Genomic DNA, 13759 nt, shown 5'->3' with positions numbered 1-13759 from the left:
TATATTTTTGGGCGCAAAAGTAATTCCTAAACTAAAAAACCCTGCCAAAAGCACTAAAACGGCAGAAGTAAACCAATATTCCTTTTTGTTTGTTTTAGGCTCAATTGAGCCAAAATAAAAAAGTGCCATAGGGCACAATAATCAAGTTAACAAACAATTATTAATATGTCAATAGAAAGTGGGGAATAAGATAAATATCAAATTTTGCCTGCTTATTGCTGATTAAAAGTATTTAAAAAGAAAAATAAAAATTAGGTGTATTTGGGAACCAAACAAACTAATTTAGAACTAAAAATACGGTTTGATAAAAAAGTGGGGATTTTAAAACTACTCAAACTATTGGCACAAAAATAAAACAACAATAATTGGAAAAATGAGAAAAAATTGCTACCATAAGAAAAAATAATAAACCTTATGAAAGAATGCATTTTTTGCCAAATAGGCAAGCATAAAATCCCAGCTAAAATACGCTATGAAGACAAAGAGATTATTGCTTTTGACGACATTAACCCTAAAGCTAAAATACACATATTAGTAGTTCCTAAAAAACACGTTGCTTCTCTCAACGAATCAGATATTGAACTAATCAAAAAACTCTTTGCTGCTATCAAAACTATTGTTAAAAAAACAAACATTGCTGACTCAGGGTTTAAAATAGTAATCAATACCGGCAAAGATGGAGGCCAAATCATCCCCCATCTCCATCTCCATATACTAGGCGAGGAGAAAGTCAAACACACCCCTTAACTACATTCAGAAACTCCATACCAATAAACCAAACAAAGACTTGCTTTTTAAAAAAGTTTTTTTTATAATTTCTCTGGCAAACAACTAAAAACAAAACAAAGTGAAAAAGAACAGCCAAGAAAATTCAGAGCAGCTTTTACGCCGCTTTCTTCGTTCCATCCAAGAAGAGGGGGTTTTGACTTTGGCAAAAGAAAGAATGTTCCGCCAGAAAGAACCTAATAAAAGAGCTCGCAAAGAAAATACTTTACGCCGATTAAGACTCCAACAAGAACGACAAAAAGAACTTCGCGGCTACTAAAAAGAAAAATGAAAGAAAAAATCCAAGAAGCGCTTAAAAAAGCCTTAAAATCTAAAGATCAAATAGCAGTTTTAACTTTGCGTCAAACCCTTTCAGCTCTTAAAAACGCTGAAATTGATAAAGGCGGTGAACTTGACGACACCGAAATTGGCGAAATTATTCTTAAAGAAATAAAAAAAAGGAAAGAGTCAATTGAACTTTATAAAAAAGGCAAACGTCCAGAATTAGCAGAAAAAGAAGAAAAGGAAATAAGCATCCTTAATCAATTCCTTCCTGAAAAAATGTCAGTAGAAAAAATAGCAGAAATTGTAGAAAAAACTATTCAAGAACTCAATGCTCAAGCAAGTGATTTTGGCAAGGTGATGAGCAAGGTAATGCCGCAGCTCAAAGGCAAAGCTGACGGCTCAGAAGTGGCGGCGATTGTCAAACAGAAATTAGGTTTAAAGTGAAAAGGCAAACTGCAAAAATCTATTTAGATCTTATCAATGCTCCTAAAAAAATTGATAGGAAAAAAATAAGAATACTGATAAAAAAAATCCTTTTCTATTTTTTGCCCGAAGCAAAAGCAGTCTATTTGAGTGTTTTTTTTGTTAATGAAAAAGAAATTACCTATTTAAATAAAAAATTCAGAAAAAAACCCTGCACTAAAACGGTTTTGAGCTTTCCACAAGACGAACCTTTGAAAAAGAAAAAAATAAATGAAAGAATAGTTTTGGGTGATATTTTTCTTTCCTTTCCAAAAACTAACTCACATTCAAGGAAAATTTATTTTTATCTTTGGCACGGATTATTACATCTCTTGGGACTCTCCCATAGAGAGATGGAAAAATACAATGGTTTATGGGAAAAGTTGAAGAAAAGCCTTCATTAAAAAAAAGCTTTGCTTGCGCTTTTCGGGGAGTAAGTGAAGGTTGGCAAAGTGAACGAAATTTAAAGATTCACTCTTTGTTTGCGCTATTGGCAATAATTTTAGCTTTTGTCCTCAAAGTTTCTCTTTCGGAGTGGCTATTTTTAACATTAATTATCGGGGTAGTTATTATTACAGAAATGATAAATACCGCTATAGAAAAAATTTTGGATTTAGTCTGTAAAGAACACAACGGTAAAGTGCGTTTTATCAAAGATCTATTTGCCGGTGTTGTTCTGGTTGCTTCTATAGTCTCCCTGATAGGAGGAAGCATAATCTTTATCCCCAAAATTCTAACCTTAATTTAGTTCCTTTTTTCTGTTAACATAAAAACAATGGATAAGCGAGATGTTATTACAACTTTAGATGTAGGCACAAGCAAGGTTGCAACCCTAATTGGTAAAACTTCACCTGATACTGCCCAAATTGATGTTGTTGGTATTGGTTATGCTCCAGTCCACTCTTTAAGAAAAGGTGTGGTAGTTGATTTAGAAGCCACCATCTCCTCTATATCCGAAGCTTTAGAACAAGCAGAAAGAATGTCAGGCATTAAAACTGATAGTGTTTTTTTAGCTATTGGCGGAGCCCATATTGAATCACAAACCTCTAAGGGTGTAATTGCTGTCTCCAGATCTGATGGAGAGATAACCCCTGAGGATAGAGATAGAGTTATTGAGGCAGCTCAAGCTATTGCCCAACCTACTAATCGCGAAATACTCCATGTGATCCCCCAAACCTTTACCTTAGACGGACAAGGAGGTATTAAGGATCCGGTAGGGATGACAGGCATAAGACTGGAAGCAGAGACCCACATTATTACTGCCGCTACCCCTGCCTTGAGAAATCTGGAAAAAAGCGTCTTTCAAACAGGTCTTAGTATCAAAGAGCCGGTCTTTTCAGCCTTAGCGGAAAGTGAAGTTTTTTTAGATTCTAAACAAAGGGAAATCGGGGTAGTCTTGATAGATATCGGCGCGGCCACTACGCAATTAGTAGTCTATGAAGAAGGCACCATAATTCATTCAGCAGTTATCCCAATGGGAGGTAATTTGATAACCAATGACATTGCTATTGGCCTTAAAACATCTTTAGAGATTGCTGAACAGGTGAAAATCAAGTATGGATCTGCCTTGCCAGAAGAGATTTCTGAAACCCAAACAGTAGATCTTTCCCAAATTGATCCAGAAGAAAAAACAGACACCAACAAAAAGTTTTTAGCTGAAATTATAAAAGCCAGATTAAGTGAGATATTAGAAGCTGTACGTAAAGAGCTAAAAAGAATTAAAAAAGATGCCAAACTGCCAGCTGGAGCAGTTTTTACTGGCGGCACCTCTCAGCTCAAAGGACTAACCGAACTCTCTAAAGAGGTCTTAAAACTTCCTTCTACTTTAGGAAAATGCCAAATGATGATAGGAGGACTAACCGACAAAGTGGAAGATCCTGCTTTTGCCGCCGCCCTAAGCCTTCTTTTCTGGGCTAAGCATCATCCTTCTGCCCACTCCGCAGAAGGGTTTAAACTTTTTGGCAATATAGGAGAAAAGATAAAAGAACTATTTAAAACACTAAGGCCCTAAAAAATATCTAAAAAAAGAAAAAACTTAGCTATTATTTCAATTTCCTTCTAATAAAAGCTGGAACCTCAATATCATCGCTTTCTTTATCTGAACTATCCTCTTCTTTTTCTTGTATTAACTCTGGTTTTTTAATTAAAGGCGAAGGTTTTTTCTCCTCTTTTTCTTCCTCTGTTTCTGAAATCTCAGCTAAAGAGGTAAGAGTAAAACCTTCTTTTGCTTCTTCTTCTTTTTTGCGGGGACGACCATCACCAAAACCAGTAGCAATGACCGTTATCTTTATTTCACCCTGCATTGCTTCATCTATCATAGCCCCAAAAATAATATTAGCATCAGGATGAGCAGCTTCAGTAATAGTTTTTGCTGCCTCATCAATCTCATACATCGACATATCAGGCCCGCCAGTGATATTAAAAAGAATTCCTTTAGCACCCTCAATGGAGAGATCGAGTAGAGGAGAGTCAATAGCAGCGCGGGCCGCCTCAATAGCCCTATTTTCTCCTTTAGCTCTGCCGATACCCATTAGCGCTGAACCAGCATCCTGCATAATTGTCTTTACATCAGCAAAATCAACATTAATAATTCCGGGAATAACAATTAGGTCTGAAATGCCTTGAATACCTTGACGTAAAACATCATCAACAACTGAAAAAGCATCTAAAAGGGTAGTTTTTTTATCAATTACCTGAAGAAGTTTATCATTAGGAATAACTATAAGGGTATCAACATTTTCTTTCAGCTCTTCAACCGCCTTCTCAGCCACCTCCCGTCTTCTTGCCCCTTCAAAAGCAAAAGGCTTAGTTACTACACCGACTGTCAAAGCTCCTAACTCCCGAGCAATAGCTGCTACTACTGGCCCTGCGCCAGAACCCGTACCACCGCCCATGCCAGCGGTCACAAAAACCATATCTGAGTTCTTTAAAACCTCATAAACCTCTTCTTTGTTTTCTTCTATAGACTTGCGGCCGATCTCTGGATCAGCACCAGAACCTAAACCACCAGTAGTTTCTTTTCCAACTTGGACTTTAACAGAAGCAGCACAGGTAGAAAGCGCTTGTAGATCAGTATTTATAGCCACAAACTCAACTCCCTTTATGCGGGCATTAACCATTCTAGTAATAGCGGAATTACCGCCTCCGCCAACACCCACAACTTTAATACGAGCCACATTAATAGGTTCGTTCTCTTGGCCCTTAGGAAAGTCAAAGTTTTGTTTTGTATCTGAATCACTCATAAAAACCAAAAGTTAATTTAAGTTTAGAGCTAAAAATTAGTAGTGTCAAGAAAGATTTCAAAAAGCAAAAACAAAGCTTGATGATAACTATTAATAAAATCCAAGACAATCAAGAAAATGTTAATAATATAGTGGTGAGTTTTTTAAACAAGATTCAAATCTTATATTTAGTTTTTTTAAATAAAGTTATCCACAAATATAGTCTATTTTAGCTTTAATAAAAAAGTTAAAATGATTTAGAAACTGAAAAAGTGGGGATAAAGATGAAATGTCTTCGCTGCGGCAGCGAAACCCAAGTTTTAGAAACCCGGGATCAGGGTCTTTACATAGTGCGACGCCGAAGAGAGTGTCTGAAATGCAAATATCGATTTACCACCTATGAAAAAGTAGCTCCTTTGAAAATTATGGTTGAAAAAAGAAACGGGCAAAAAGAGAGATTCTCTCAATCTAAACTAGAAAGGGGATTGCGCAAAGCTCTGACTAAACGACCAGTATCCGAGGAAGAGTTCCAAGATTTGATAGAAAAAATTAAAGACGAGATTAAACAAAAAAACGAAAAAGTAATTTCCTCACGAGAAATAGGCAAAATTATTATTGAGCACCTCCGTTGTCTCGACCAAATAGCTTATCTGCGCTTTGCTTCAGTTTACAGAGGCTTTGGCAGCCTCAAAACATTTGAAAAAGAAATTAAAAAACTAAAACAACAAAAATGTCAGAGAAATTAGACCCAGAAGTAATGGAAATCATCCGCAAAAATCTGAAACTTAAAGAAAATGCAAAAATTATTTTAAAAAACCGCTATCTGCGCAAAAACGAAAAACAGGAAGCAATAGAAACTCCTGAAGAGATGTTCTACCGCGTAGTCTCCCATATAGCTAAAGCAGAAGATAACTATAAAAGCTCAGCAAGGTTTAAAGAAAAAGTTAAAAAAGCTTTTGCCGAGGTGCTCTCTAAGTTAGAGTTTTTGCCCAACTCACCAACTTTTACTGGCGCAGGCACAGTATTGGGCCAGTTAGCTGCCTGTTTTGTTCTACCTATTGAAGATGATATGCATTCAATTATGGAGACACTGAAGCATGCGGTTTTAATCCATAAATCTGGAGGAGGAACGGGGTTCAGCTTTTCACGTTTACGACCCGAAGGTTCACCGGTCGCTTCCTCTGGCGGAGTAGCCTCAGGTCCAGTTTCTTTTATGCGGATGTACAATGCTACTACTGAAGAAATAAAACAAGGGGGAACTAGACGTGGTGCTAATATGGGGATCTTAAGAATCGACCACCCTAATATTCTGAAATTTATTGAATGTAAAAAAGAGAACCAATCTCTCAACAACTTTAACATCTCTGTAGCGGTGACTGATGATTTTATGGAAAAAGTGGAAAAGAGCAAAAAATATGCCCTCATTGATCCTCGCACCCAAAAAATAGTTAAAAAACTTAATGCTCGCAAAGTATTTAAAAAAATAGTTTATGGCGCTTGGAAAAACGGGGAACCGGGAGTAGTCTTTATTGACAAAATCAATGCCAAAAACCCAACGCCTCAGATAGGAAAAATTGAATCCACAAACCCCTGTGGCGAACAACCACTTCTGCCGTATGAGAGCTGTAATCTCGGCTCGATTAATCTTTCCAAATTTGTCAAAAAAGGAAAAATCGATTGGCAACGATTAGAATATGTAGTCAGGGTAGCAGTAAGATTTTTGGACAATGTTATTGATATGAACAAATTCCCCTTGCCAGAGATAGAAAAACAAACAAAAGCCAACAGAAAGATCGGTCTCGGAGTAATGGGGTTTGCTGATATGTTGATAAAACTCGGAGTTCCTTATAATTCAACCAAAGCCCTAAAAATAGGTGAAAAAGTAATGAAGTTTATCCAAAGCAAAGCCAAAGAAGCATCGCAAAAGTTAGCTAAACAAAGGGGTGCTTTCCCTAATTTCAAAAAAAGCATTTACTACCAAAGGAGAGAGAAACCTCTGCGCAATGCCACCCTAACCACAATTGCTCCTACTGGCACTATCTCTATGATCGCCGGCACCTCTTCAGGCATCGAACCTTTATTTGCCATTGTTTATGTCAAAAACGTACTTGATAACAAAAAGCTTTTAGAAATTAACCCTCTTTTTGAAAAAATAGCCAAGAAAGAGGGTTTTTACTCTAAAAAAATAATGGAAAAAATATCTGAAACAGGAATGCTTAATGGTATAAAAGGTGTGCCTAAAAAAATCAAAACTATCTTTGCCACTTCCAGAGAAATAGAACCAGAGTGGCATGTAAAAATGCAAGCTGCTTTTCAAAAGTATGTGGACAATGCTGTCTCAAAGACAATCAACTTTCCCAACGAAGCCAGCCAAAAAGACATTGAAAAGGCATATTTCTTAGCGTGGAAACTAAATTTAAAGGGCATTACCGTTTATCGCGATGGCAGTCGCGAAGAACAAGTTATTGATTTTGGCAAAAAAAAGGAAGAAGAGCAAAAAACAACTTCACTACCTGCTCTAAGCCCAAAGGAAAGACCAGAGATTATGCAAGGCTATACCTATAAGGTTAAAACTTCTTATGGAAATATGTATATTACTATTAATGAAGACAAAAAAGGACAGCCCTTTGAGGTCTTTACCCAAATTGGTAAAGCAGGAGGTTTTTTCCACGCCAACACTGAGGCAATATCCAGACTCATCTCCTTGGCTCTTCGTTCTGGAATAGGAATAAAAGAAGTTGTCGAACAGCTTGAAGGCATAAGAGACCCTTCCCCAGCTTGGACAGAAAATGGGCTAATTCTTTCTTTACCTGACGCTATTGCTAATGTTTTAAAAAGACACCTTAGCCAAAAACAGCAAACACTTACTTTAGACTTTGAAAATAAAAAAGAGGCGAAAAACTCTCCAGCCTTGGTTAAAAAAGAGAATCCAGAAACAAAACAGCCTTCTTTGGCTGATATAGGAGAAGCGCCTATCTGCCCTGAATGCGGACACACCCTAGTTTTTCAAGAAGGGTGCTTCAAGTGTCCGATATGCGGTTTTTCTAAATGCTCCGGCTAATATGCCAAAAAACAAGAAAAAACGGGTACTGGTAATAACCGGTAAAGGTAAAGGAAAAACCACTTCAGCAATTGGATTAATTATTAGGTCTATTGGCAACCGCCAAAAAGCAGCAATAGTTAAATTCTTAAAAAAAAGACCTTCAGGCGAAGACAGGATACTGCAGAAATTAGGGGTTAAACTTTATCTTTTTGGCATTAAAGAGTTTTTCGATCCCAAAAAAATACCAGTGTCATTAAAAAAAGAGATAAATAAAGGTTGGGAGAGAACTAAAAAATTAGGTAGCAAAGTAGACATTTTGGTTCTTGACGAAATAAACCTTGTTTTGGCAGGAAAATTGATTTCCAAGCAAGAAGTAAAAAATTTTATAACCTTCAGTACTGCTAATTTGGTTTTTACCGGTCGCTACGCCCCTGACTGGCTTAAGAAAAGTGCTGATACTATTTCAGAAATAAAAGACATAAAACACATTTTTCGTTGTGGTGGCAAAGCAGAAAAGGGGATTGAATTTTAAACTATAAACCTGCCCTTGCCCTCTCTCAACCTAAACCTTTAAAATAAACCCAATGAAAGAAAAACTCCTTTATGGCTTAAACACCCAACAAAAGCAAGCTGTAACTCACAAAAAGGGACCACTTTTGATTATTGCCGGCGCTGGTACAGGTAAAACTAAAGTTATTACCCAACGGATTGCTTATTTGATAAAAAACAAGTTGGCTAAACCAGAAGAAATCTTAGCCCTTACCTTTACTGAAAAAGCAGCCGAAGAAATGGAAACCAGAGTGGATATCCTGCTCCCTTATGGCACTTACAACCTTTGGGTAATGACCTTTCACTCTTTTGGCGAAAGACTCCTTAAGGAATACTCTTCCCTTTTGGGTATCTCCTCAGATTACAAACTGCTAGATAAAATACAACAACTAATGTTTCTTAGAGAACATATTTACGAACTGCCTTTAAAAGTCCTCAGACCTGTGACTAACCCCTCAAGTCACATCTACCAATTAGCCACACTTTTTTCCCGCCTGAAAGAAGAGAATATTGATCCCAAACGATATATAAAGTGGGCAAAAAACAAAGCGAAAAAAGCTAAAACCGAAGCAGAAAAACATAAACTTAAAAAACATCTGGAAGCAGCCAAAGCCTATAAAAAATACAATGAGCTTTTGCGCCAAGAAAATGCCCTTGATTTTGCTGATCTTATTTTTCTCTCTTATAAACTTCTCAAAGAACACCCTGATATTAGAAAAAAGTTTCAACAGCAGTTTCAATACATCTTGGTAGATGAATTCCAAGATACAAACTATCTCCAAAATGAAATACTAAAACTTTTAGTAAATGCAAATAAAAATATTACTGTGGTTGGCGATGATGACCAGTCAATCTTTAGGTGGAGAGGAGCAGCGCTTTCAAATATTATTAATTTTCAAAAAGATTTTCCTAAAGCCAAAAAAATAGTCCTCTCCCAAAACTACCGCTCTGCCCAAGAAATTTTAGATTTAGCCTACAAAACCATACAGCACAATAACCCTGACAGATTAGAAGTAAAAGCAAAAATCAATAAGCGCCTCATTGCTGAATTTGGTTTTAAAAACGCAATCCATTTTAATCACTTTGAGCATTCCCAAGCTGAAGCTGATTTTATTGTTCAAAAAATTAAAGAATCACAAAAAAAAGGAACACCCCTTAAAGAAATCGCTGTGCTTGTAAGAAGCAACCATTTGGCTCAACACTATATAAAGGCCTTTAACAAAAACGGAGTCCCTTATATTTTTTCAGGAGAAAGCGGAATCTATTTTCAGCCGGAAATCTCTATGCTTATCAGCTTTATCAAGACTCTTGCCTCTAATAATGACTGGCTTGCTTACTATAACCTTGCCCAATCAGAGGCTTACAGCGTTGATCTTAATGAATTAGCAGAAATATTTGACCTTATTAGACGCCAAAACCTTTCTGTTTTTAGGACCTTTACCAAAATTAGCTCTTTTCAAAACTATCTCCAACTTACTAAAGAAACTATAGAAAAAATAGAAACATTAGCCAAAAACATCTCTGATTTTCGGCAACTGGGCAAAAAAATGACTGCTGGCCAAATTCTCTATGAATTTTTAAAAAAGAAAAAACTGCTTAAAAAACTTAATCAGACCCAAAACTTAAAATCTGAAATAAAACTTAAAAACATCGCTGATTTTTTCAACCAAATTATCTTTGAGTTTGAAAAAGCAACACAAAACCCTTCAATCTGGCATCTGGCAGAGTATTTAGACGATCTTCTAAAAATTCACTCTTCCCCTGATATAGAGGATATTGACCCAGATTTAGAGGCAGTCAAAATTTTAACTTTTCATGCTGCCAAAGGATTAGAGTTTGCTGTAGTTTTTTTACCAGCCCTCACTTCAGACTATTTACCAACCAGAGAAAAAACAGAAACAGTTGAAATCCCTCTTGATTTTATCCACGAAATACTGCCTGAAGGTGATCACCATCTCCAAGAAGAAAGGCGCCTCTTCTATGTAGGCATTACCCGCGCTAAAAAACAGCTCTTTTTAAGCTATGCTTTAGATTATGGGGGCAAAAGACTTAAAAAACCTTCCCCATTTCTTTACGAAGCTTTGGGCAGAAAAACAATAGCCAACACAGAAAAACTCCGCCTTAACAAATTCCAGCAAATTGAACTTTTTGCCTCTGAAACTACAAAAGACAAAACTCTGCTGGCAAACAAAAAACCACCCCTAAGCCTAAGCGCTTATTCTTTAGATGACTACCTTACCTGCCCCCTGAAATACAAATTTGCCCGCATTCTCAGGGTTCCAGTAATGCAATCTTATCCAGTAGCTTTTGGCGCCTCAATACATAACACTATTAACGAATACTATAAACACTTAATACGGGGAAAGAAACTTAATCTTGAAAGTTTACTGGAGATATTTTCTGAAAAATGGCAAAAAGAAGGCTATCTACACAAAAAACACGAAAGGGAAGCATTCCGCGAAGGCGAAAAATCTTTAAAAAATTTCATTAACAGCCCCTTTGCTAAGATAAACCCCATTAGCACTGAAGAACCTTTTTCTTTGCCTTTTGGTAAAGATGTTATCAGGGGAAAATTTGATCTTGTGATACCAGGCAAAAAAGGTGTGCGTATTATTGATTTTAAAACCTCTTCTTATTTAACCCAAGAAGTAGTGAAACAAAGGGTCAGAGACAGCTTTCAATTAAAACTCTATGCTTGGGCGTACTATAAAATTAATAAAAAAATGCCAGAATCCATTGGGCTTGTTTTTTTAACAGCTAATAAATGGGCAGAGATAACGCCCCGCCAAACCTATTTTCCTTCTCTGGAAAAAAAGATAAAAGAAGTTTCCGAAGGCATAGAAAAAAAGAATTTTGAACCAAACCCTTCTAGCTTCAACTGTCAGTACTGTGCTTTTAGAGAAACCTGCCCTTTTGCCTATCGTTAAAACAAAAACCCCTTGGTTTGACCGACCAATTGGCAAAGGAGGGGCAAAACCAACTGGTCGGCCAAGTCAAGGGGTTTAAAAACTCAGCTTGCCGGAGAAAGGGCTTGGCGGTTAATGGAGATTTAAGCTGTATAGCATTTTTAAAAAATCTCCGCGCCCCCTTTCCCCAGCGGGCTGAATTTTTAAAACTCAATTTAAAGTTTCTAACTTAATCTAAAGTCCCTGTAGTATAGCGCAAAAAAGAGTATCTGTCAAGAAAAGATAAATTAGTTTTAGTGGTCGCGCAAAGAATTATAAAATATCCTTTTGTTTTGCTTGTTTGAGCTTATCATCTATCTTTTCGTGCTGTTTTTCAACTGCACTAACTGAAACATAGGCATTACGTATATGACGGGCTAAAACTGAAAGCTGTTGCCCTAATTTTTCTGAATCAACCTTTACCTCTTCAAAAACAGCCATAATACTTTGGGCAATTTTATCAATTTTGTGGGTCTCCAAACCAGTTAAAACCAGCTTTAAAAAATAGTAAAAACTATTAGGAGAAACTAAAAATACTCTGCTTTTATGCCCATACTCTATCAAATCTTGGTCTTGGCTAACTACCTGATAATAAACAGATTCAGAAGGAATATACATTACAGCAAAATTAAGGGTGCCTTCACGAGTTAAAATATACTTTTTCGCTATCTCGGAAATATGTTTTTTTAAGGCGCGGCGAAAAATACGGTGTGCTTGCTCTTTTTCTTTTGGGTTTTCTGCTTTAAAGTAGGCTCTAAAAACCTCCATAGGGAATTTAGAATCAATAGGGATAAGCCCTTTGGAGGTCTTAATAACTGCATCTACAACTTGGCCTTCTTTGAACTTATGCTGGAAACGAAAAGCGCTTTTAGGTAAAACCTCTTCTAAAAGATCCCTTAAAATCTGTTCGCCCACATTTCCCCTAAGTTTGGGGGATTTTAAAAACTCCTGTAAATCTTTTATAGAAGTAGAAACATCTTGTAGGCGGCCAATTTCCTTATTCATCTTGCCAAACAAAGAAGCCACTCCGTCTAAACGCTGACCTAAAACATTTGTCATTCCGTCAAGACGCGTCTGCAGACCTTCTAAACGTTGGTTCATTAACTCAAAAGACTGACTTTCTAAAATATCCTTTTTAAAACGCTCTAAATCTTCCTTTTGTTTTTGCAAAAGATAAAGAACAACTAACACTAAAGCTAAAACTACAGCAAACAAAAGATAAATCTGCCAACTCATATGTTTTTATTATAACAAAAAGAATAATAAAAGGAAAGAATTTAAACTTTACTAAACAATAAAATTAAAATTAGTGCTCGCTAAAAAATATAAATTTGACTTTATTATATTTTTGTGACACTTTAAAAGTGTTCTCAAAGTTCATTAAAAACCAGAAAGAAAGGAGGGCGGATAAATGAGAAAATCCGTCCTTATTGTTTTCACTGTGCTCCTGCTAGTTCTTTCAGCAGAAGCTCAGGCTCAGTTCATCCCCGGCGTGGGATGGACTGAGGAGAAAGCCCAGATGCCACCAAGCATCTGGGTCGGGATCACCGCCGAAATAGGCGGGGTCCCAGTGGCGTGTCTTTCTTCAGACACGCCTGTGTCTATTGTTGGCTTACGGCGGGCCGATATTTCGTACAGGCTCGTCGCCGCCACAAATCTTCCCCACGTACGAAGGGTCACCTTCTACGTGGGGGAAATGGAGATCGAGGCGGGCTATGATGAAGCCCGCAGGCAGTGGGAGGCAGAGATCCCTTCCACTGCTTTCTCTCTTGGAGCAAACCTGCTCCGGATAGAGGTAAGGGGAAGATTTAACTCAGAGGGAGTCAACCTCCTCCTCTTTCGCATTAACTGGCGAAAGAGCGGGAGGATTCAAGGCTCAATCACGGTTTACTGCCGTGATCTGGGTCTAGATGAGAACCCAGCCGTATTTTTCTACCAGAATGGCTGGGTGATGATTGCGACTCCAACCTTGATTCCAGAGCCAACTCCAGCGGCTACTGCCGCAGAAGCTGAGGCTCCGGCGCCGGCGGCTGAAGTCCAGGAGACACCTATCCAGTCTCCTGCCCAGCCGCCTGAAGGCGGCGGAGCCACTAGTATAGAAATCTCCTCCCCGATCAGATTTTTCTGGGCAGGGGAGGAAATCGAAGGCGCAGAGCTCTGGGTAAAACCCGGAGCTTTAACGCTCAAAGTTATGTGCCCAGCCGGACCAACAGAAATCATTTGGATCCGACCAAGCGGGGAGATGCTTTCTCGGCAGTACGCTGAGGCATCTCCACCACTGATAATAAAGCTCCCGGAGCTCGAGATCGGAGACCACCGACTCGTAGTGAGAGTCGGGGAGCTCCAAAGTGAGCTTCGCATCAGAGTGTTGGAGGTGAAACAATGAGAGCCAAAAAGCTCTCTTGGTTTTTTCTCTTTGCCGCTATCTCACTAACAGCGGCGAATGCAGACCATCTGCCGCTTCTTGCGGTAGATGGTCTGTCTGAGGG

General features: G+C 37.9%; 13 protein-coding genes. 11 read left to right on the top strand and 2 right to left on the bottom strand.

Annotation, left to right across the window (positions count from 1 at the left end; all coding sequences use genetic code 11):
• The first annotated feature begins 414 nt into the window (after positions 1-414).
• The 6 genes from J7K05_01850 (at position 415) to ftsA (ending at position 3523) form a co-directional block, all read left to right on the top strand.
• Positions 415-747, top strand: a complete 333-nt coding sequence (locus J7K05_01850; protein MCD6194920.1) for an HIT domain-containing protein — start codon at positions 415-417, stop codon at positions 745-747.
• Between the two features lie 100 nt (positions 748-847).
• Complete coding sequence (locus tag J7K05_01845; protein ID MCD6194919.1) at positions 848-1045, top strand: hypothetical protein; 198 nt, start codon at positions 848-850, stop codon at positions 1043-1045.
• 8 nt (positions 1046-1053) lie between these two features.
• Positions 1054-1494: a GatB/YqeY domain-containing protein gene (locus J7K05_01840; GenBank protein ID MCD6194918.1), complete on the top strand. Its 441-nt coding sequence runs from the start codon at positions 1054-1056 to the stop codon at positions 1492-1494.
• Positions 1491-1916: an rRNA maturation RNase YbeY gene (gene ybeY / locus J7K05_01835; protein ID MCD6194917.1), complete on the top strand. Its 426-nt coding sequence runs from the start codon at positions 1491-1493 to the stop codon at positions 1914-1916. Before J7K05_01840 ends, ybeY begins: the two co-directional genes overlap by 4 nt.
• Complete coding sequence (locus J7K05_01830) at positions 1886-2260, top strand: diacylglycerol kinase family protein (GenBank protein MCD6194916.1); 375 nt, start codon at positions 1886-1888, stop codon at positions 2258-2260. Before ybeY ends, J7K05_01830 begins: the two co-directional genes overlap by 31 nt.
• Before the next feature lie 27 nt (positions 2261-2287).
• Positions 2288-3523: a cell division protein FtsA gene (gene ftsA, locus J7K05_01825; protein ID MCD6194915.1), complete on the top strand. Its 1236-nt coding sequence runs from the start codon at positions 2288-2290 to the stop codon at positions 3521-3523.
• 31 nt (positions 3524-3554) lie between these two features.
• Here the strand turns inward: ftsA and ftsZ are convergent, their stop codons facing one another.
• The gene (gene ftsZ / locus J7K05_01820; GenBank protein MCD6194914.1) at positions 3555-4754 is read right to left on the bottom strand and encodes a cell division protein FtsZ; all 1200 of its coding nucleotides are present in this window, start codon (positions 4752-4754) and stop codon (positions 3555-3557) included.
• A 263-nt stretch (positions 4755-5017) separates the two neighbouring features.
• Here ftsZ and nrdR point away from each other — a divergent pair, with 263 nt between their 5' ends.
• The 4 genes from nrdR to J7K05_01800 are packed head-to-tail and all read left to right on the top strand — an operon-like array spanning position 5018 to position 11252.
• Complete coding sequence (gene nrdR, locus J7K05_01815; GenBank protein ID MCD6194913.1) at positions 5018-5479, top strand: transcriptional repressor NrdR; 462 nt, start codon at positions 5018-5020, stop codon at positions 5477-5479.
• A 32-nt stretch (positions 5480-5511) separates the two neighbouring features.
• Positions 5512-7794 (top strand): vitamin B12-dependent ribonucleotide reductase, encoded by a 2283-nt coding sequence (locus J7K05_01810; GenBank protein ID MCD6194912.1) that lies wholly within the window; start codon positions 5512-5514, stop codon positions 7792-7794.
• A gap of 1 nt (position 7795) precedes the next feature.
• Positions 7796-8308, top strand: coding sequence for a cob(I)yrinic acid a,c-diamide adenosyltransferase (locus tag J7K05_01805; GenBank protein MCD6194911.1), 513 nt, complete (start codon positions 7796-7798; stop codon positions 8306-8308).
• Between the two features lie 52 nt (positions 8309-8360).
• Positions 8361-11252: an ATP-dependent helicase gene (locus tag J7K05_01800; protein ID MCD6194910.1), complete on the top strand. Its 2892-nt coding sequence runs from the start codon at positions 8361-8363 to the stop codon at positions 11250-11252.
• A gap of 291 nt (positions 11253-11543) precedes the next feature.
• Here J7K05_01800 and J7K05_01795 read toward each other — a convergent pair whose 3' ends face one another.
• The gene (locus tag J7K05_01795) at positions 11544-12506 is read right to left on the bottom strand and encodes a DNA recombination protein RmuC (protein ID MCD6194909.1); all 963 of its coding nucleotides are present in this window, start codon (positions 12504-12506) and stop codon (positions 11544-11546) included.
• A gap of 175 nt (positions 12507-12681) precedes the next feature.
• On the opposite strand from J7K05_01795, the gene J7K05_01790 reads away from it, so the two are divergent.
• The gene (locus tag J7K05_01790; protein ID MCD6194908.1) at positions 12682-13656 is read left to right on the top strand and encodes a hypothetical protein; all 975 of its coding nucleotides are present in this window, start codon (positions 12682-12684) and stop codon (positions 13654-13656) included.
• Positions 13657-13759: the final 103 nt, after the last annotated feature.

The sequence above is a fragment of the bacterium genome (genome assembly GCA_021157605.1).
Taxonomy (GTDB): Bacteria; Patescibacteriota; UBA1384; order JAGGWG01; family JAGGWG01; genus JAGGWG01.
This window is presented reverse-complemented; position numbering and strand designations above follow the sequence as displayed.

Excerpts from the sequence above, each read along its gene's own strand:
- J7K05_01850 (MCD6194920.1), top strand. The coding sequence starts at position 415 with ATGAAAGAATGCATTTTTTGCCAAATAGGCAAGCATAAAATCCCAGCT.
- J7K05_01840 (MCD6194918.1), top strand. The coding sequence starts at position 1,054 with ATGAAAGAAAAAATCCAAGAAGCGCTTAAAAAAGCCTTAAAATCTAAA.
- J7K05_01830 (MCD6194916.1), top strand. The coding sequence starts at position 1,886 with ATGGGAAAAGTTGAAGAAAAGCCTTCATTAAAAAAAAGCTTTGCTTGC.
- ftsA (MCD6194915.1), top strand. The coding sequence starts at position 2,288 with ATGGATAAGCGAGATGTTATTACAACTTTAGATGTAGGCACAAGCAAG.
- ftsZ (MCD6194914.1), bottom strand. The coding sequence starts at position 4,754 with ATGAGTGATTCAGATACAAAACAAAACTTTGACTTTCCTAAGGGCCAA.
- nrdR (MCD6194913.1), top strand. The coding sequence starts at position 5,018 with ATGAAATGTCTTCGCTGCGGCAGCGAAACCCAAGTTTTAGAAACCCGG.
- J7K05_01805 (MCD6194911.1), top strand. The coding sequence starts at position 7,796 with ATGCCAAAAAACAAGAAAAAACGGGTACTGGTAATAACCGGTAAAGGT.
- J7K05_01800 (MCD6194910.1), top strand. The coding sequence starts at position 8,361 with ATGAAAGAAAAACTCCTTTATGGCTTAAACACCCAACAAAAGCAAGCT.
- J7K05_01795 (MCD6194909.1), bottom strand. The coding sequence starts at position 12,506 with ATGAGTTGGCAGATTTATCTTTTGTTTGCTGTAGTTTTAGCTTTAGTG.
- J7K05_01790 (MCD6194908.1), top strand. The coding sequence starts at position 12,682 with ATGAGAAAATCCGTCCTTATTGTTTTCACTGTGCTCCTGCTAGTTCTT.